Raw genomic sequence first — 19310 nt, forward strand, 5'->3', positions numbered from 1 at the left:
GCACCAAAAGCAGCAGTTTCTGCGGCTGGTGGCGGTTGTAGATGACAGAAGTATGTTTTTTTACTTTTCGGTGAATAGCTTCAGAGCTTCTTTGCTAGAGGCTTTGAAGCTTCAATATATCGTCCCTAATTACAGTAGTGATTTTAATTGTGACTCGCTAACATAGATTTGATATTGGGAAAATAGCAATGATAAATTTTGGGCTGAACTCAGCCAGTTTTCTGGCTCAGGTAAATTTTGGGGCAAACTCAGCCAGTATTCTAGGAATTTTCCTGGCTGTGGCTGGGGCAGCACTGTATTTTCTCCGCACTGTGCGTCCAGAATTGTCACGGGATCAAGATATCTTTTTTGCGGCAGTCGGCTTACTATGTGGCTTTATTCTCGTCTTTCAAGGATGGCGGCTAGACCCGATTTTACAATTTGGTCAACTGCTTTTAGTCGGTACAACTGTGTTTTTTGCAGTTGAAAGTATTCGCCTGCGGAGTATAGCTACCCAGCAAGCAAAGCGTAACACTCCCATTGTGGATGATGAGCGAGAGGTAAGCGGAAATTATTCAATGAACCGCAATCGCAAGAAGTATGGAGCTCAGATGGAGGCAGACTTAGATCCACTGCCTTATGAAGATGAGGAAGAACGCCCCTCGCGTCCCCGGATTCGGGGTAGCAGAGATGAGATTTCAACTCGTGATGACTACTACGAGGATCAATCCCCGCGTCCTTCAGAGCGCCGTAATAACAATAATGAAAGGCAGGGTTCAAGGGATAGAACGCGCCGGACTTCTGGGCGTCCGGTGAATCGCCCTTCTGAAAGCCCTGAAGAAGAAAATTGGGGTTCTTCATCTAGGCAAGTTGATGATTGGGAAAGTTCGGGCGGGGAAGTTAGAAAACCTTCTCGCCGCACTAATAACGGTTCTGGGCGTCCCGAAAGTCGTGAAGATGATGTTGCTCCCAGACCAAGAAGGCGTCGTCCCTCCACTGACTCAACTCCTCGAAGATCCCGCGAAGATGATGAGGCGATTCCAACTGATTATGTGCCATACAACCCGATTGAAAAGCCAAATGACCGACCAGATAATTCGACTGATTTTGATGACGATGTTTAAAACAGTTGGCGTGGAAGTAGGTTTAGAGGCGACGGAAAACAGTTGAGGTGGAAAAATTTACGCCGATATTTTGGCTCCAAAGAGCAATTCATTGGAGCCTGGTTTTTGGTTTAACAAGTTTGCTTGTATCTTGTGATTCTAATAATATTCCCACAGGGTCTACTTCCCTCAACAGTCGCTACACTGAGGAGCAACCTGCTTTGAGTGGAAATGGACGCTTTTTAGCGTTTGTATCTAATCGGAATGGTAATCAGCAGATACTGGTGTACGATTTGGAGAGGCAACTTTTTATTAGCACACCGGGGATAAACCGACAGGAAACGATTGCCGAAAGTCCTAGTTTGAGCTACACCGGGCGTTATATTGCTTATCTTACTAGTGAGCAAGGTAGACCAGTGGTGGCGCTTTACGATCGCGCTACACAACAGTCGCAAATCGTCACACCCATCTATCGCGGCTGGGTCAGAAAACCAAATATCAGCCCAGATGGACGTTATATTGTCTTTGAAACCGCTACCCGTGGTCAGTGGGATATTGAAGTTCTAGACCGGGGTCCAAATATTGAGTTAGATATTCCTAATGGTGCAACTGTGGGTTCACCTCCGTAGGGGAAAAAGTTAGGAGTTAGGAGTTAGGAGTTAAGAGTTTGGAGAGACGCGATTATAGCGGTTATCGGTTTAGTGAGGTACAAGAACCCCACCCCCAACCCCCTCCCCGCTTGCGAGGAGGGGGCTAAGATGTACCTCATGTGATTAGGAAACGCTATAACAGTAAACCAAAAAGTTTTTCTCCAAAAAGCGATCGCACTCAACCACCAAGAACAAAACCCCACGGCTAGAGACGCGCTACGGGGTGAGAATTGGGGTTATGGGGGAATGGGGCGATTGATTAGGTGTAACGGGAATGGCACTAAGAAAAGATGAAACTCTTTCTACTTAGAGCCGAAAAAACTATATTCTCCGGGCTGGGCATAGTCAGTAAATAAGCCGCCTATCGTAACTGTACTTGCATTCGTCTGGGAAATATTAGCACTGTAAACTTGAACTTGATTGAAATTATTCCGTCGTATAAAGTTGATGCGACCACTGTAGGGACAGTAAAAACCTGTTAAAGAATCGCCAAATATACTGCCTGATATTGTTCTACAGTTGCCTGTTGTAGCTTGATTTGTAATACTCAGAATCCCAGTATAATTATCAGCATTTATACTCCAGTTTCCTACCACACTGGTTGGCCAACCATCTGCAAAAGCTGCTTGAGAAAACACGATAGGACTCAAGCTTGCTAATCCTGCCATAACAGTAGGAATGTAAAATTTCCGAAAATCCATGATTTTTTCCTTAGATAAGAGAAAGCATAAGTAGGTATATCACAGGGAGCATCCCAGTTTTTATTCTTCCATTAAGAATAAATAACAGCGAATGATTGTGACAAAAGTCTGTTACTAACCCTCATTACGATGTATTTTTTGATTTATGCACACGAATAAAAATTAAATAGACGATGTAGAGCGATCGCACTCAACCACCAAGAACAAAACCCCACACCTAGAGACGCGCTACAGGGTGAGAATTGGGAAAAACTTTTTGGTTTACCACTAAGGGACTTCCAAAGAATAAATCATTCCAAGAAAAACAAGAGACAGGATTTTCAAAGAATGATAATCATTATTACTGAGGGAATAGTCTATTTTCTGGAAGTTCCTAAAACAACGTTAACTTGAGCATTTCAGACGATACCCCTAGTTACCTTCAAGCGATCGCTCGATCCCTCTAAAACCAATGGTGAATACTCCAGGTTCACAATGGCTGAAACCCTTGTTTTTACGTTGGTTTTGAAAAGTTTGTGGTTTACTGATTCATGCAGTAAACGTCGAACTGGATCGCCGATCCTGCCGGCGCTCCATTTGGCCAATCAATTATCCAAGACCATTCGTTGTAACCGGTCGGGTCTAAGTCCAGGCGTGGTCCATTACCAAGGACGACCATTCCCGGTTTGGCCGCTAAATTTGGAAGGAACCCGCCGCTGACCGCAACTGGGAAATTCGCTGGACACCCATAATGGAAAAACTGGTCAGTCCGACCAGATGGGATATAGAGGGTGTACTTCCCTTGCCAGCCAGCTCCGCCTGGAGTGGCGTTTGCAGGAAGGGCTTGGCTACAGGTTAGAGCAGCTGCCGCGCCAAGAGCTAACTTTGTGAAGGCACGATGACGAGAAATCACAAAAGGAATGTAAAATTTCCGAAAATCCATGATTTTTTCCTTAGATAAGAGAAAGCATAAGTAGATATATCACAGGGAGCTTCCCAGTTTTTATTCTTCCATTAGGATGCAGTGGTTTGATTCAAACCTCCTCAGAATTTTTATTTTTTGTACTACCACTTCTAGTTTCACCTAAAGGTCAAACAGTTATGCAAATCATGTGTCAAAACATTATAGGCTGTGGATCACAGGGTCTACAGTCTGCCAATGAAGCCAATGAAAATAAATCGGCATGGACGCGCCAAGGTTCTTACTCAGCAAGAGATACAGCTAATCTTCAGTGAGACTGATGACTAATTATATGAAACGTATTTTTTTTATACCTGTATTTTTCTGCTTAAGTTTATTGACTGGGTGTTTTGGCTACCCTCGGATTTTGAGTTATCCCTTTGATCCGGGGGGTCGGAGTCTCAATAGTTTATCGTCGGAGTTAGACCCCGAAATTTCTGGGAGATACATTGTTTTTATTAGTGACCGACGGGGTAGCCAAGATGTTTATATGTTTGATACGGTAACTCGTGATTTGGTTGATTTGCCAGGTTTAAACTCCTTTGATGCGATCGCAAATCATCCTAGTGTTTCACAAGATGGTCGTTATATTGTGTTTGCCGCTAGCCGTCAAGGGCGATCGGCTATTTTTCTCTACGATCGCGAAACACGCCAATCACGGAATTTGACTAATAACCTCCAAGCAGAAGTCCGCAATCCTACAATTAGCGCCGATGGTAGTAGGATTGCTTTTGAATCTAGTAACAACGGCCAGTGGGATGTTTTAGTATATGACCGTTATGGACAGCCGTTGAATATACCTCAAGAGCCGCGTTGAAATAGAGTGAGGAGTTAGGAGTGAGGAGTTATGAGTTAAAATTCCTCACTCGTGACTCCTAAAGTTTGTTTTCTACTTCTTGCACAGATTCAATGAGCGATCGCACTTGTTCTGTCCCCTCTGAAGGTTCAAATGATCGGGGAAACTTACCCCGAACGATCATCCGCAAACCTAGGGGTGCAAGACTGAGTAATCCTTTTAAATCCCGAAAATAGTTACCGACTACTTGTAAACCAAATTGACGTTCATCAATCCAACCACCTTCTTTAACTAAATCCACTAACACTTTTCGGTGACGAATTGAGCGACTATCGCTGGCTTCTTTGTGGGTGAGAATTTCTTGTTTAATTTTGGTGATTTGTTCTAATGGTGCAACTTCCATTGGACAAACTGAATCGCAGTACAAACAACGAGTGCAACCCCATACGCCTTTAGTGCCTTCGTTGTAGCTTTCTAAACGATTTTCGGTATCGCCATCGCGGGAATCTGCTACCATCCGGTAAGCTTTAGCAAGGGCATGGGGTCCTACAAAGTCGGGATTAACTTCACGGGCGTTGCATTCCGAGTAACAAGCACCGCACATAATACAGTTACCAGTTTGATCGAGACGCGATCGCTCTTCTGGTGTTTGCAAAAACTCTCTTTCTGGTATTTGTCGTGCTGCCGTACTCACATAAGGAGCAACTGCTTCTAGATTATTCCAGAAACTGCTCATATCTACAACCAAATCTTTAATCACGGGCATATTGCCCAGAGGCGCGATCGTGATTTCGGGAATAGCATTTACTTTACTTTCGGATGATGGTATTTTTTGTAATCTGGCAAGTTCACTGCCAACATTTTCCTTACAAGCTAAAGCCGAACGCCCATTTATTCGGATAGCACAGCTACCACAAATCGTATTACGGCAATTTTTGCGAAATGCCAAAGTTCCATCTTGCTCCCACTTAATATGATTGAGGCAATCCAAGATTGTATTCCCTGGTTCTGCCTCTACAAGGTAGGTTTGCACAACAGGAGAGGAATTTTGTTGTTGTCGAATGACCTTAAAAATAACTTCCATAACTACTAACCAAAATTCTAAACTTGTTTTACCAGCCTCGAAAATCATGAGTCAAGGCAAGGTAGTTGCGAAAAATGAGCTATATTTTTGCCCTTAATTCAAATCCTGGTGTTAAGAGGCTGACAATTCAAGGGCTACTGATTCTAGTTTAAGGATAACCATTAAAATTTCAGTTGTAGTAGCGCTGTAGACAAGATTTGTGTCAAATTCTGAGATAAAACGCCAAAAATGTAATCGCAGGTTTCCATTGAATTTACCTGTTTGGGAATGTGAAGGAAAGAGGGTTTGCCGAGAGAGGGACTGAGGTTGATCTTTTAACTAGCGATAATATCCAAATTAAATCCATGTCAGGTTAGCAACACTTCTTGATGTCAACTGGAATCAAGCAGTGGTGACTGGAAAATTCTGACTTCGCTAAGGCTTGACAGAATTTTTTGATTATATAGAAGTGTGAAAGCCCATGTTTAATATATAGTACTGACAATCAAGCGTTAGGGATATGTTAAGAGATTTATTCTTCCCATAGACAGACGTACAAAATCGTCTGACCGCTTTTGACCTGAGTATAATAAACCGAGGAGAAATCCTCACCACTTTCAAGGAAAACTTAGAGTACCGGGAAACCCGGATGCGCGAGACTTTTCGCTTTTTGGCTGACTCTCAATCAAGAAAATCTGGGATTTCACTCATTGGTCAAAACTGCTCGTCTCAATTATATAAATTTTTATAAAAGTCAGATGGCAATACTCACGCTGGCGATAAAGGGTTAGAAAAATCTTCACTGCTTTTTCTTCTTTAAGTCCAGAAATTTAAATAAAAATTTACCAGCAACTTTAATTCAAAATTAAACAACTATTTTGCTATTATTAGTCCATGCTAGTATTTAATATAAAATTACGAAGTAACAAAACCAGAATCAAGAGCCGTATCAGCGCGGCTACTACTGCTTTGTTGATTTGTAATGTAGAGACAAGAGAATTCGCGTCTCTACTGGCAGGACAAAAGGGTGTATGCCCGTAGGACTCTATTGAAATACTATGCTGTCCTAAGCTTGAGAGGACGAGTAGAGAAAACTCTACTTGCTCATTGGCAAGAAAGGCAAGCACTGAAAGTGAAAAACCTGCAATTTATTGGGTCTACGACTTATTTGCAGTAGAACCTACCCATTTTGTAAAGGTGGCTGAAAGTTACACCGCTACAGTAGCGCCAAAGGAGAAAATAGTTTTCTTTCTGATGGCGAATAATGCTTAAAAGTGCCGTAACATCACCAAAATAAATGTCTATGGCAACTATGGCCTCTAGTTGGTTGTGGACAACCATAATAGAAGTGCTTTTGGCTCCTATCGGCAGGAATTCACCCGTTACACTAGGGTCTTCTGTAGCTCTATGCAAATGCTAAAAAGTCAAATGCTGGCATAAGACTACATCGTTTATCAGTTTGGAGAGAGTAAGGAAAATTTGAGCATAATGACTGAAACTGCAACCGCGCCATTAACTGGAAAAACACTACTTGCGAAAGTAAAAGAACTTTCCACATTACCACGCCGAGAAAGAGCTAAACAGTGCGGCTATTACACTGTTACTAAGAATAACCAGGTTCGTGTCAATCTCACCGATTTTTATGACGCTTTGCTATCGGCTAGAGGAATTCCTCTAAGTCCAGAAGCACCTAAAGATGGTCGTGGTCGTGAACCGACATATCGGGTTAGCGTCCATCAAAATGGTCAGATTGTGATTGGTGCTACATATACCAAAGCAATGGGCTTAAAACCTGGAGATGAGTTTGAAATTAGACTGGGATACAAACATATTCACCTGATTCAACTCGGTGAAACTGATAAAAAACTCACCTCACAAGATATAGATTCTGACGAATCAGATGAAGATTTGGAAGACGAAGAGTAAATTTACTGTTGGGATAAGTTTCAGGTGATGATAACCTGTCCTTACCCCGACAGTAAACTTATAGCTCTATTGAGAAAATTTTGTCTCAGGTAAAAAATCCGATTAGACTCCTTGCAGAAGTCACCAAATTCACTAGAGTCTTGATTAATCAGCAAGAAATCTATAATGCAAGAAGTCTATCGTGTTTTTTTGTTTATTTTGATAACTTTCTTTGAGCCTTCGGTCAACGTCTTATTAGCATTTATGGAAAATGCACCAGCACTAGTTATAGTGATGGCATTTTTTATTAGCTGGATAGTTTGCTGGTTGCCAGTAGCAGTAGTATCAGCAATATTGCTTAATTGGCAACCCCCTAAACCTTTGCAGCCAGAGCAAAAGATGCCTTTATTGGTGTCACTTTACCTATTAGCTCCCCTGATTCTCTGGGGAGTTGCTTGGCTGACTAATAAATCTTTTTCAGATTACGGCTTTGTTGGGAATATTTCAACTCTTGGTTCTTTAGCACTAGGTTTCGGTTTGGGAGTGCTGAGTCTAACTATTGTATTTAGTGGGCAATTGGCGTTAGGTTGGTGTTCTTTTGAAAAGACGAACTTCAAGTTACTGCTACCCATCTTGCTACCGATTTTCTTGATAGCGTTATTAGTCGGTGGGATAGAAGAGTTAGTTTTTCGTGGTTTCCTGTTCACTGAATTAGCGCAGGATTATCCAATTTGGTTAGCAGCAGCAATTTCTAGCTTGATTTTTGCCTTGCTACACCTGGTTTGGGAGCAGCGCGAAACGGCACCTCAACTCCCTGGATTCTGGTTGATGGGAATGGTGCTGGTGTTGGCACGCTTTGCTGCGAGTGGCAATTTGGGTTTAGCTTGGGGACTTCATGCGGGATGGATATGGGCGATCGCTACACTAGATACAGCAGAACTAATTACTTACACCGCTAAAGTCTCTGACTGGTTCACAGGGAAGAACAAAAAACCCCTAGCTGGCTTGGCGGGAATTATTTGTGTATTGGGAACTGGAGTAATTATCTGGTTCAACTCTTAAGTATTTTTAATTTTGGATAAATACATAGGGGCAATTCATGAATTGCCCCTACATGAATTAAAGTGCAGCCTCACATAGAATTGGTATCATTCCTTCTAATTCTGTCAATTTCCCGTTGTAATTCTTCAATTTGACGGCGCAGATTTTCTGTTTGATTTTCGGAAGATTCTGCTGAAACATCTACTGAGCCGGAAGCAGGCGATCGCTGATAATTTCCTCGGCGAATTTGCTGGTATTCTTCGGATACTGCCCACGCCCGTAGGTAATGCAAGCGTTCAACAGGGAAAGGATGGCTCAAGATTGTACCCTGAGCGCCATTGTAGATCAAGAATTTATATATCTGATTCAGTCCATCTTCATCTAGTGCCTGATAATTTTCAGACTGCTTGATAAACTCTTGTAAACTACATTCATTGGCGTATTTTTTACTACCGCCAGAGAGCTTCATCATCGTTGACATCACGGGATTCAAGTCATCCATCACTAGTAGTGCAGCGCGATCAGAGGATAACTCGGCTTTGCGCCGCCACTCAAAAAAGGCGTAAATCAAGCCTTGAGTGACAATATTACCAATACCGAAGGTTAATTCCCCCAAGGCAGAGGCAGCACTCATCGCCCACATCGCCATTTGAATTAAAATAGTATGACCACATTTAATATGTCCCAGTTCATGGGCTAGCACCGTCCGAATCTCGGCTTCGTCTAGTAAGTCTAATATCCCTGTATTTATGACTATGTAAGGATTCTCTTGCCCCAATGCATAGCTATTTGCTTCGGGATTTTGCGAGACAAACAGTGCTGGTTCTGGGTAAATATCCAAATCCCGGACGCATTCGCGGAACATCTGGTAAATAGTGGAATACTGACGCGGCCCCACTTGGATGGTGTTACCCATTAGATAGACTAATTGAGGGCGTTCGTAGATAAATTCCACAAATTTACGAGCGATTAAATCAAATCCTGGTAAATTTCTTAAAGCTTGCTCGGCTTGGCGATCTAGTGGATGCCTGAAGGCTTCGCTGGAAATTCCTCTGTAAGTTGGCATAATTCAGGGTATTGGTGGATTGGTCATTGGTCATTAGTTTTAGACAAATGACAAAGGACAAATGACTAATGACAAGATAATAGAAATGGGGCTTTGTTCGTAAAAGTCACTTTGTATGGAATTAAAAGCGTGTGATTGAGGCAGAAGTTCATTTTTCACTACATAACTTTTTGCGATCGCAAGCGGGGTTCCCTTCCTGGCCCCATCATTTGACGATGGCCCGGTTGGTAGCACGCGCCTTGCGCCTGGGACGTAGCGCCCTAATTCAAGTCGGGGCGGTTTGTGGCTATCAAGGGCGCTATCGTACTAGTTTTGTAGCATCAGCCCTAATGTGGCATGGCCCTGTAATTATTGTTGCTCAAGAAGCGGTGCAGCAACTTTTGCTGCGGGTGGAAATTCCCCGGTTACAGCAGTGGCTACCAACCAATAAATCCATTAGAACAGGTGATGCTTGGCCTGATGCCCAGTTCCAAGGGCTACTTTTAACTTCTCCAGAAGCTTGGTTAAGAGGACAATTCGCTGGTGGCTCACGCTTTCCCCAAGGTATTCCCACAATTATTGATGGGATAGATGATCTCGAAGATTGGGTGCGTGATCAACTTACCCAAGATGTTCAACCCCATGATTGGGATCAACTCATCCTGGCTTGTCCAAACCAAGCCGAGGTAATTCACGAAGCCCGAATACAACTAACACAAGAACTTTTTCAGCATCCTGTTAATCCATATCAGTGCTATCTAATTTCCCAGCCAGAAATAGAAATTTTAAGCCGTCTTTATTCTGCTTTCGAGTCAGTAGAAGCACTCCCAGAACCTTGGAAACAATTCTGGCAACAATTTCAAACCCTTGATCAAAATATTTCCCTCCCTGCTTCCCCTGCTCCCTCATCTCCCCCTCCTCTCTTCTGGGCGACTATTGCCCATCGACAAGGTTTATTTTCTTTGCACTACGCCCCAATGGAGTTAGGGGAAATACTCTCACCGATTTGGCAGCGACAACCAGTAGTTTTAATTGGCAGCGCTATCGAACCGGAAACTGAAGCTCCCCTTTTCCGACAGCGCTTGGGTTTGGATGATTTAACTTGCCTAAAGTTCTCTTCGGAGAGTCAAGCGGAAGCAATTCAACTGTATGTACCCTATAAGTTGCCCCTACCCAACACCCCAGAATTTCAAGCGGCATTTATTCACAAAGTCCGCACACTGGTTTGTTTAAGTGCGACAGCACCAGGATTGACGGTTGTCTTGGTGGGGGATGTACCACTGAAGGCTCAAGTTGCCACAATTCTGGCTTCAGAGTTTGGTTCGCGGGTGCAAGTAGAAAAAACTTGTTTGGATGAAAATGGTATTTTGATTAGCGGTTGGGAATTTTGGCGAGAACATCAACGAGTCTTGCCAGCACCTCATCTGTTAATCATTGCGACTTTGCCCCTACCATCTTTAGAAAATCCCCTAGTAGCTGGTAGGGTAGGTCTTTATAAGCGATCGCATCAAGATTGGTTCCGTTTATACTTGTTGCCAGCAGCTTTGAATGAATTACAACGTGCGATCGCTCCAGTACGAGAAAGTCAAGGTATCGTAGCTCTACTTGATAGTCGTGTAGTTAACCGTAGCTATGGCGCTCAAATTCTCGCGGCTTTAAGTCCCCTGGCACGCATTAACTATCTTGATCCCAGTCTGTTTTCTAATACCGATGAGGAAAATTCCGCCTAAAATTCAGTTATCAATGCCCAATACTTCGGCTTACCTCGGCTCCGGCTCCATCGAGCGAAGTCGAGATGCTCGGCACAAGTCGCGGTTCCTGAGCGTAGTCGTACCACTTGCCTACGGCACGCTACGCGAACGTGGAAGCAAGCTACGCGTAGCGTCTCGTAGAGAAGGGCAGTACAAGTGCCCCATTCCCAATTTAAATTTTGTCAACGAAAGTGCGATCGTCTCAAAGCAAGCACTATTATCAGCTTATAGAAGGTGATGCGATTCATTGCCTCTCTGTAGCCATGATTTCTGGCAAAATAAATTTAGAACCTAAGTAGAATTTGAGTTGCTGATTATGGGTGAAGCCAAGCGTCGTAAAACCACACAAGGGGAAACATACGGTCAAGAGACTCGCATCTTGCCTTGGATTCCCATCACAAAAAATCAAGGCGAACAATTTGTTACTTGGACTACTCGTGGTGCTTGGATAGGCATTGGACTTATGGTTGTAGGATGGGCAACTATCCGTTTTATCGGCCCAGCTTTCGGTTGGTGGCAAGTAGTCTACTAATTCGTAATACTTCGGCTACGCTCAGTACAAGTTCGTAATTCGTAATTATTGGCAAAAGATCACACCAAATTGTCAAATTTGTGGTCTTTACCTGTTGGGGCGTAAATCCTTAACTAATTCAATTACGAATTACTTAACTGAGTGATTAATAAAAAATAATTGCTTATTTGAAATAAATCATCGAAATATATTATATATAAATTAAATTTGGCAAAACCAAATTAAGAGCGAAGTCTTTGCAAATTATCGTGGTTTAGTTTGTATAACTTTTTGAGGATAATCCCAAAATACCTGAAGATATTGCCTAAATAACAACATTGCTCTCCTGAGTTTAGATATTGTCAGTGTTGAGTTGATCCATTTTGTCTATACTTAAGTAAATTCTGTCTAAAATACTACAGATATCCTAGCTTTAGTACTGAATTTTAAATTTGTAATGTCATCTGCTCAACTTTATATATGTAGGAATAATAAACTTGGTATACCTAATCATTTGTCTATACCAAAATCTACCTGAGAAACAGAACAGATCAAACGCTTATGCAAGAGACACTATAACGATGCAAAACTACGCTATGGAGTCTAACAACAGTCAATTTGGCTGCTAGTTGCCAATAAAAACGAAATATGTAGCTTTTCTGTAGTTGACTAGTGCTAGATTTAAGTTAATCTTAAAGCGGATATCTTCCTACAAGAATCTACCCTGACAGAAGTGTATAAAGATATAGTTAAATTTAGCAATTCTGTCCGAGATTTTGAATTTGCAAACTGAATAGTTTGATACGGCGCTCAAATCCCTGATCTACTACCCTAAACAAGGTAGTCAATTAACGACTCAATATCATCTGTCTGATAATTGTAATGAATAGTCTACAATACCAGTGGATGAGAAAAGCTAAAGAAAATATAAAAGAAACTCAAATAACTGTGGTGTCTGGAGGACAAAAGTGTTTCTGAGACTAGCACATCAACATCGGCAATTCGTTCAAGACTTGGTAATGAACCTCCAAGCCTTGGCGGTTGTATTAGAGCGGCGCGGGTATCTTGCGTCCTGTTACACCTGTGGCGACCAAATGAATAGTGCATCATTTATGGTTAGCTTGGGTGATAACCATCTGATTCGGTTTTTAGTGTCCGATTATGGGATTACTTGGACGGAAATGCGGGATGACCGCGAATTAATGAAGTTAGAAGGTGCGGAGGCAATTAGTCAATTAGACGAACTAGCTGATCTTGTCAAGCAATCTATGCAAACTGATACAGGCTCTAAAACTCTTGCCAAGAAGTATTAAGGTTCCAAAGGTCGATGGCAAATTAGAAATTGATTATCGGTAATTGGTAATGGTGGCTTAGTTAGCGATCGCTCTTGCCTATTCTCCATTACCATTAAGTGATTGGCTCTTGGCTAGCCCATCGCATATTTTTTTGTATCTACCAAAACTTCATCTTGCCGAGATTCTTCGTTCAGTCTTTCAATTTCTGATATCTGATTATTTTTGGGTAAAGGTTGAGGTACAACTCTAGAGTTGTACCTCAACCTTGCATTTGTGCTTACCTGGTTATTGTCTGGGTAGTCCATCCCAAAACCTAGTAAAATAAGTACAGTTAAACAAATAACACTTAGTTAGGTTTATTTGTTTAACTGTACTTATTTGAAAAATTTATCGGTGCTTAGAAACTTGAAGATGTCAGAAGAAAAACCTAGCCAACCAAAACTACCCCCAACTAGTGCCCTTGACAATCCATCAACTGATGAATTTGGGAATTGGTTTGAATATTCTGTGAGAGTGCAACCACACCATACTGACTATTCAGGTATTGTCTGGCACGGTTCTTATCTAGCCTGGATGGAAGAAGCGCGGATTGAATGCTTGCGATCTATAGGGATTGAATTTGCTGATTTAGTTGCTATAGGTTGCGATTTACCAGTTGTAGAACTGTCGGTGCGCTATCACAGTTCAATTCAATTGGGTGTAACAGTGGTGGTAAAAACGCGCATGGCTGAAGTAACTGGTGTCCGAATAAATTGGGACTATGCCATTGTCTCCACTGATGGACAACAATTATACGTCACTGCCAAGGTGACTTTAGTGGCTTTAGATCGTGAAAGAGGCAAGATTATGCGTCAGTTACCGGCGAGTGTTAAAGATGCATTGGCTAAGATTTCAGCATTAAATAACAATTTTTAATTTTCTATTTGCCACTTTGGATCTGGGAGATAGTTTGAGCAAACTGCATTACGTGGTGCCATATATCTTGCGGGGTAATGCCAAAACTGATATTTAATAAAACTAGGATTGCGGCAATAGTCAATGCACTGCTTAGGGTCGCTTTCACCAACTTCCACAATATTATGAAGACAATCCAAGCTACAATCAACGTAGCAATCATAATATATAAATTCCTTAATAGTAGCTGTTATCTGAGAACCCGTTTATTCAGAGAAGATAAATTTTTTTTATCTGAGTAACAATTATTAGTGCTAAAGCTATTAGACCTAATTTTGAATAGATACTAAAGCTCAGATTTTTTGTGTAACTGTGCCAATGCCATATTACCTGAAAATGAGACAAAAATGCAGAGCAAAGGCAAGTTATTTGGCAATTTGGCAGAATTACTGGAAAGACTTATTTAATTTTTTTGTATCAATAATCACAAGATACAAGAGTTAGATTAGGACTCCAATTTGATTTTTGAAAACATCCTGAGACTGAAAAGGCTGTTGTATCAGGGTTTCATTTGAAATTTTGTTCAGAAATCAGACAGGGAGCAATGCGATTTTGTGAGATCGGCTAAAAAAGGTGCGATCGCTAATCATCTGTTACGTATTAGCTAAATATTTAATACAACAATAGTAGTAATATTAACTAGAAGATACAACCTGTACCAAAAACGAGGTTTCTGTAGATTGTTGCGACTAGAAAAAAGGTAAAATTTCCTTTCAGGAATAGTTTTGAAATAGGAAGTATCTACCTTTATGGAAAAAAACATATCTGCGAATCTAAATTTCGCCGATTCATTATCAGATTTCCAAGAGGATGTTACAAAACTTTTAGATTTTAAAAATATCGAGGAATGGTCTGGAAGAATAGTTAAAGAAAGAGAAGAAAAAATTAGACAGGCTGCGTTAGTTTTAGCGGGTCAATGTATTGCCATATTATTGCATAAGCTTTCTCAATCAGAGTCAGCTCATAAAACAGCAATAAATCAAACCAAAGGTTGGTGGCATACCGATACGCGAAGACACGGTTATACGAAGAGGGAAATATTAACAGTAGGTAATGTTGTAGTAAATCTTAAATTACCATACGTTGTTCAAAAAAGAGAAAAAAAAGCGAAGAATAAATCTACTAATGTTGGATTCTGTCCCTTGTTAAAATGGTTAGGAATGTCAGAGGGCTTGACTCCATTAGTTTGGTCAGATATTGCTGTTAGGTGGTGCTATAGCTAGTTCTTTTGAAGCTGCACATACAATCCTGGACGATTGGGGAATTAATATTAGTCTTAAACGAATTGAACGATTGACATATAAATTTGGTCAAATCGGCATTGATTTACGTCAAACTAAAATATCTAACTTGCAACAAGGGAAATTACCTGATGGGAATATACTTAAAGACCAGAGAGTTGTAATTGCTGTAGATGGTGGCAGGAGTAGAATTAGGATTAATAAAAAAGGTAGAAAAAATCTCAAAACAAACAAGCATGGCTTTACAGGGGAATGGGTTGAGCCAAAATTATTAACAATTTATGTGGTTGATGAACAGGGTAAAAAAGTTAAAAATGGCGAAATAAAGATTGTAAATGATGGCACTTATGAAGACTATAAAGGCTTTTTACCAATTTTAGAAATGCATCTGATTAGTTTGGGAATTAGTCAAGCAAAACAAGTTTTATTAGTTGCTGACGGTGCTGAATGGATTTGGAAGCATATTCCCCCTCTTTTAAAGAAATTGAAATCTCCCGATGCGACTTATCAATTATTTGATTTTTACCATGTTACTGAGCGACTACAGAAATTTGCTGATGTAGCGTTTAGTGATGATAAGGAGCGGAATAATTGGTTTAAAAAAGCACGGAGAAATTTAAAAAAAAGTAATGCCATGACCATAATTAGGCAGATGGATGAATTTATCTTTGAAGCCACGGGAGAACGTTGTAAAACGATGGTAGTACAGAGAAATTACCTTTTACGTGCCTATCGTGAAAGGCGTTTAAATTACGCTAAGATACTAGACCAAAAACTACCAATAGGTAGTGGGGCAATTGAGAGTTTAATCCGTCAAGTTGTCAACTTAAGAATTAAGGGTAACAGTAAATTTTGGTTGAAAGAAAATGCAGAGATTATGTTACATCTGCGTTGTCAATGGATAGCTGGAAGTTGGGATAATTTTTGTGGTTCTATCTTTAATTCCTTTATCAAACCCCAACCTGCTTGATAAATTTTATACTTTAATCTGGCCTTTGATTTACTTTTTGGCATAATTCATACTAAGTATGAAAGACTGATTGCAGATATTTTTATAAAAAATCGTCAAATGACTTGCTATTAATCTTTTTGAGATATTTCATCAAGATGAATTTTTGTGTAAACCAGTATTTTATTTGCAAATAAAATCACCTTGTACCTAAATATAATTTTTAGCGATCGCACCTTTTTTAGCCGATCTCACAAAATCGCATTGCTCCCGCTTGTAATTTAGTTGTAAACCTGTACTAAAGTTGCTATTGAAAAAGCCTTGATTGGGATTACTAGCCTGATTTGGATCGGTTAGGTAAAGGGCTATTAGATCGGCTTTCTCACCCAATTGGTACTTAATTCCTAACCCTGCACCTTCCGGCCCTCGATGCGTGGAAGGATTATAACGATTAAATCGAGTCAGTGTTCCTTTTCCACTAGAGTTTAAATAGCGATTGCCTGTGCTGAAAATATCATCAATATCTAAACCTACTGTACCTATCCAGAATTGGAGTTTTTCTCCGTGATTCCATCTGTAGTAGAGTTCATTAAGCGTAATATTATTGTTACTACCTGCATCAAAAGACAGTCGGCTCATATCAGTACCAGTTACCCCTGATAAATTGGGAACATTATTGGCTTGGAGACGAACTTTAAGCAAATCTGTCCCTGTGAAACTGGTTTCAAAATTGATTCTGACGCGATCGCTCAGAGTTGCTTCCCCTTTATCCGTAAAAACAGGGGCAAAAATGACTTCTCCTTTTAACTCAGTAGTTGTGGAAAACTGATGCTTTTCCAAAAAATCAGTTTTTTTCTCTAGTTTGCCAATTCTTGCGCCAATAGTGGCTAATTCTGCTTTAAATTCCTGATTTAAACGACTTAAGGTTTCTAAGTTTTCTTTTCTATCTAGGTTAGCTGTTTCAGAATCAGTCAATTTTTCTACTTGCTGTAAACAAGTATCCAAAGCTGCTGCAAATTCGTAACGAGTTAAAGCCTGATTACCCCGAAATGTCCCGTCAGGATATCCAGCTATACAACCATAACGTTCCACCAAACTCCGCAATGCTTCATAAGCCCAGTCGCCTGGTTGCACATCCTGTAGCTGGCTGACATTGGTAACTTGATTAAGAGAATCAGAAGAATCTAAAACAAAAGTCTCTTGAGCTAAAACAGGACTTGGCGAGATCAAAGCTATAATTGCTAGGAAAAACAGACGAATTTTTTTCAACATCACTCCTCCTACTTCTGGGATTACAATCTCCCGTCAATTTATTAAGTAGAGGTAGCTAATTAAACACAAGAGACAAATGGTCAAGTGGACATTGCCCAAAAACAGCTTTTTGTAAGGCGAGTAAAATTCAGCATGGACAGTGGCTTATGTTTAATAAGACTCCTCTACTTAAGTATTGAGATTGAAGCGAGAAAATATGCAAATTATGTCAAGCTTTGATTTGGTAGCGATGTGAAAGCTTGTCAGACCTCTCCCACCAAGGGTTGTAGAAACCTCAGATGCAACATCTCTACAAGGTTTCTAGGCAAAGCACCTTTAATTTCTGGAGATGTCTAATTTACTGCATATTTCTCCATCTAGTGATCAATAAGAAGAATAGGAACGTTCTTGAACCAGAGATGGAAATAATGCAGCAAAAATCTACTCAAAGGCCAGTCTCAATTATTGTGCCTTGCCCAATCGCCTTTATACCTAATCCTCTTGTAGCCCCCTCAACCCCCCTCAATTTACCAGTCTGATTGAATTACGCGATGTATCACCTATAAATTAGAGGGGTCAAGGCTTAAAAAATTAGTAGAAAAATATAGTTGTCTTACTGGTTATCCCGATCAAACATTTCGGCGATATCGCACTTTAACCCGTTATGAATTTGCTTGCGATTTTAAATTTATTAATGTTATTAAGACAATTTTAAAAAACCAGATTTTTGATTATTAATTAAATTAATCCACTTTTACTAATAGGAGAAAGGCAATGATTACCACATTTATTAATGGGAGTTTTATCAACAACTACCAAGTAATTAAACCAATAAGGAAAGGAAACATAGCTAATACTTACTTAGCGAAAGTTCAACATTCAGAAGAATTTGTCATTACTAAACAATTTGCCTGTCAATCTCAACATCCTAAACAAGTCGAAAAAGCACAGGAATTGTTTCAACGAGAAGTTCAAAGCCTTCGTCGGTTAAATCATGATCAAATTCCTAAATTAATTGAGGCATTTACCTTGAATAATCAAGATTCATTCTTGGTTCAAGAGTATATTGAAGGAGAAACCTATCATAACTGTGTTTTTGAAAGAAAGGAAGAATTTACCGAATCTCAAGTCAGACAATTTTTATTAGATGTTCTTGAGGTTTTAATCTATGTTCACTCGCAAGGAATCACCCATCGAGATATTTCCCCTGATAATATTATCTGCCGTAAACAAGACAAAAAACCAGTTCTTATTGACTTTGGCTGTATCAAGCAGTCAATAAACCAATTGAACTCAGGTTCATCACCAACAATAATTTTAAAGGAAGGCTACACACCTCCTGAAGTCCAAAATGGAAATACTGAATCTAGCAGCGATTTGTATTCTTTAGCTGTCACAGCTTTGGTATTATTGACAGGTAAACTGCCAAAGGAATTATTTGATATTAATACTGTTGAATATAAATGGTCAAAAATTCCAATTAGTCCTAAACTTGAAATAATTTTAAAAAAAATGCTGCAATTCCAACCAAATGCACGTTATGAAACTGCTAGGAAAGTATTAGCAGCATTAAAATCATTATCATCCATCCCATCTATAAGAACACAAAAGACTATTGCTCACAGAACATTCTTTTCTTCGGCAAAAAATAAGCTATGGAACAATCATGTCTTATGGCTAACACCCTTCTTTCTAGTGGGATTATTGATTGGAGCTACTAGATTAATACCAGTCATATTTCCTCCGCAAGCCAAAATGATAACTGGCTTTTTATACAAAAATCTGACACCAGAGCAAACAGAAATCAATCAATTAATTAACTCTCAACAATTTTCTTTAGCTATTTCACAGTTAGAACAATATCGTCAAAAGAATTCTCGAAATAGCCAAGCTCTAATTGTGTTAGAAAATACTAAAATTGGGCTAATGAAGTCAATTGCAATTGCCGTTGTTGCTCCAATTACTGATGATTTACATAAAGCTGAAGAAATGATTAGAGGTTTAGCACAAGCCCAATGGGAAGTTAATGCAGCAGGCGGTATTACAGCACTTGCGTCTGTTATGAGGTACAATAAATTAAAATATAAATACATTTAAATGAAATCATACTCTGTCGATCTTCGAGAAAAAATAGT

General features: G+C 40.1%; 18 protein-coding genes and 1 pseudogene. 12 read left to right on the forward strand and 7 right to left on the reverse strand.

The window, feature by feature from the left end; translation table 11 throughout:
• Nucleotides 1-188: 188 nt before the first annotated feature.
• Complete coding sequence (locus V7K50_RS12725; RefSeq protein ID WP_334960435.1) at nt 189-1103, forward strand: Ycf66 family protein; 915 nt, start codon at nt 189-191, stop codon at nt 1101-1103.
• 47 nt (nt 1104-1150) lie between these two features.
• Nucleotides 1151-1711 (forward strand): TolB family protein, encoded by a 561-nt coding sequence (locus V7K50_RS12730; protein WP_334960437.1) that lies wholly within the window; start codon nt 1151-1153, stop codon nt 1709-1711.
• A 323-nt stretch (nt 1712-2034) separates the two neighbouring features.
• Here the strand turns inward: V7K50_RS12730 and V7K50_RS12735 are convergent, their stop codons facing one another.
• Nucleotides 2035-2433: a hypothetical protein gene (locus tag V7K50_RS12735; protein WP_334960439.1), complete on the reverse strand. Its 399-nt coding sequence runs from the start codon at nt 2431-2433 to the stop codon at nt 2035-2037.
• A gap of 520 nt (nt 2434-2953) precedes the next feature.
• Nucleotides 2954-3355: a hypothetical protein gene (locus tag V7K50_RS12740; RefSeq protein WP_334960441.1), complete on the reverse strand. Its 402-nt coding sequence runs from the start codon at nt 3353-3355 to the stop codon at nt 2954-2956.
• 310 nt (nt 3356-3665) lie between these two features.
• On the opposite strand from V7K50_RS12740, the gene V7K50_RS12745 reads away from it, so the two are divergent.
• The gene (locus V7K50_RS12745; protein WP_334960443.1) at nt 3666-4190 is read left to right on the forward strand and encodes a TolB family protein; all 525 of its coding nucleotides are present in this window, start codon (nt 3666-3668) and stop codon (nt 4188-4190) included.
• A 58-nt stretch (nt 4191-4248) separates the two neighbouring features.
• Here V7K50_RS12745 and V7K50_RS12750 read toward each other — a convergent pair whose 3' ends face one another.
• Nucleotides 4249-5253, reverse strand: a complete 1005-nt coding sequence (locus V7K50_RS12750; protein WP_334960472.1) for a succinate dehydrogenase/fumarate reductase iron-sulfur subunit — start codon at nt 5251-5253, stop codon at nt 4249-4251.
• Between the two features lie 1467 nt (nt 5254-6720).
• On the opposite strand from V7K50_RS12750, the gene V7K50_RS12755 reads away from it, so the two are divergent.
• Together V7K50_RS12755 and V7K50_RS12760 are read left to right on the forward strand one after the other, a co-directional pair.
• Nucleotides 6721-7158, forward strand: a complete 438-nt coding sequence (locus V7K50_RS12755; protein ID WP_292719127.1) for an AbrB family transcriptional regulator — start codon at nt 6721-6723, stop codon at nt 7156-7158.
• 165 nt (nt 7159-7323) lie between these two features.
• Nucleotides 7324-8199, forward strand: coding sequence for a CPBP family intramembrane glutamic endopeptidase (locus V7K50_RS12760; RefSeq protein ID WP_334960444.1), 876 nt, complete (start codon nt 7324-7326; stop codon nt 8197-8199).
• A gap of 70 nt (nt 8200-8269) precedes the next feature.
• Here V7K50_RS12760 and V7K50_RS12765 read toward each other — a convergent pair whose 3' ends face one another.
• Nucleotides 8270-9244, reverse strand: coding sequence for a M48 family metallopeptidase (locus V7K50_RS12765; RefSeq protein WP_334960446.1), 975 nt, complete (start codon nt 9242-9244; stop codon nt 8270-8272).
• 131 nt (nt 9245-9375) lie between these two features.
• Here V7K50_RS12765 and V7K50_RS12770 point away from each other — a divergent pair, with 131 nt between their 5' ends.
• The 4 genes from V7K50_RS12770 to V7K50_RS12785 all read left to right on the forward strand — a co-directional run bounded on the left by V7K50_RS12770 (nt 9376) and on the right by V7K50_RS12785 (nt 12798).
• Nucleotides 9376-10953: an ATP-dependent DNA helicase gene (locus tag V7K50_RS12770; protein WP_334960448.1), complete on the forward strand. Its 1578-nt coding sequence runs from the start codon at nt 9376-9378 to the stop codon at nt 10951-10953.
• Between the two features lie 13 nt (nt 10954-10966).
• Nucleotides 10967-11212, forward strand: coding sequence for a hypothetical protein (locus tag V7K50_RS12775; protein ID WP_334960450.1), 246 nt, complete (start codon nt 10967-10969; stop codon nt 11210-11212).
• A 78-nt stretch (nt 11213-11290) separates the two neighbouring features.
• On the forward strand, nt 11291-11506 hold the full coding sequence (locus V7K50_RS12780; RefSeq protein WP_334960452.1) for a DUF2839 domain-containing protein: 216 nt from the start codon (nt 11291-11293) through the stop codon (nt 11504-11506).
• 947 nt (nt 11507-12453) lie between these two features.
• A complete protein-coding gene (locus V7K50_RS12785) occupies nt 12454-12798 on the forward strand; it encodes a DUF1815 family protein (RefSeq protein WP_196527888.1) in 345 nt (114 codons plus the stop codon).
• 113 nt (nt 12799-12911) lie between these two features.
• On the opposite strand, the gene V7K50_RS12790 is transcribed toward V7K50_RS12785, so the two are convergent.
• The gene (locus V7K50_RS12790; RefSeq protein ID WP_334960454.1) at nt 12912-13085 is read right to left on the reverse strand and encodes a hypothetical protein; all 174 of its coding nucleotides are present in this window, start codon (nt 13083-13085) and stop codon (nt 12912-12914) included.
• Between the two features lie 106 nt (nt 13086-13191).
• Between V7K50_RS12790 and V7K50_RS12795 the strand changes: the two genes are divergently transcribed.
• A complete protein-coding gene (locus V7K50_RS12795; protein ID WP_334960456.1) occupies nt 13192-13695 on the forward strand; it encodes an acyl-CoA thioesterase in 504 nt (167 codons plus the stop codon).
• Between the two features lie 4 nt (nt 13696-13699).
• Here V7K50_RS12795 and V7K50_RS12800 read toward each other — a convergent pair whose 3' ends face one another.
• Nucleotides 13700-13897, reverse strand: coding sequence for a hypothetical protein (locus V7K50_RS12800; protein WP_334960458.1), 198 nt, complete (start codon nt 13895-13897; stop codon nt 13700-13702).
• A 586-nt stretch (nt 13898-14483) separates the two neighbouring features.
• Between V7K50_RS12800 and V7K50_RS12805 the strand changes: the two are divergent.
• Nucleotides 14484-15945 (forward strand): annotated as a pseudogene (locus tag V7K50_RS12805) (ISLre2-like element ISCst1 family transposase).
• Nucleotides 15946-16134: 189 nt separating this feature from the next.
• Here V7K50_RS12805 and V7K50_RS12810 read toward each other — a convergent pair.
• Complete coding sequence (locus tag V7K50_RS12810) at nt 16135-17196, reverse strand: iron uptake porin (protein WP_334960461.1); 1062 nt, start codon at nt 17194-17196, stop codon at nt 16135-16137.
• A 753-nt stretch (nt 17197-17949) separates the two neighbouring features.
• Here V7K50_RS12810 and V7K50_RS12815 point away from each other — a divergent pair.
• Nucleotides 17950-19272 carry a bifunctional serine/threonine-protein kinase/ABC transporter substrate-binding protein gene (locus V7K50_RS12815; RefSeq protein ID WP_334960463.1) on the forward strand — a complete coding sequence of 441 codons (1323 nt, stop codon included), beginning with the start codon at nt 17950-17952 and terminating at the stop codon, nt 19270-19272.
• Nucleotides 19273-19310 lie beyond the last annotated feature (38 nt).

The sequence above is a fragment of the Nostoc sp. genome (assembly GCF_036917135.1).
Lineage (GTDB): Bacteria > Cyanobacteriota > Cyanobacteriia > Cyanobacteriales > Nostocaceae > Nostoc.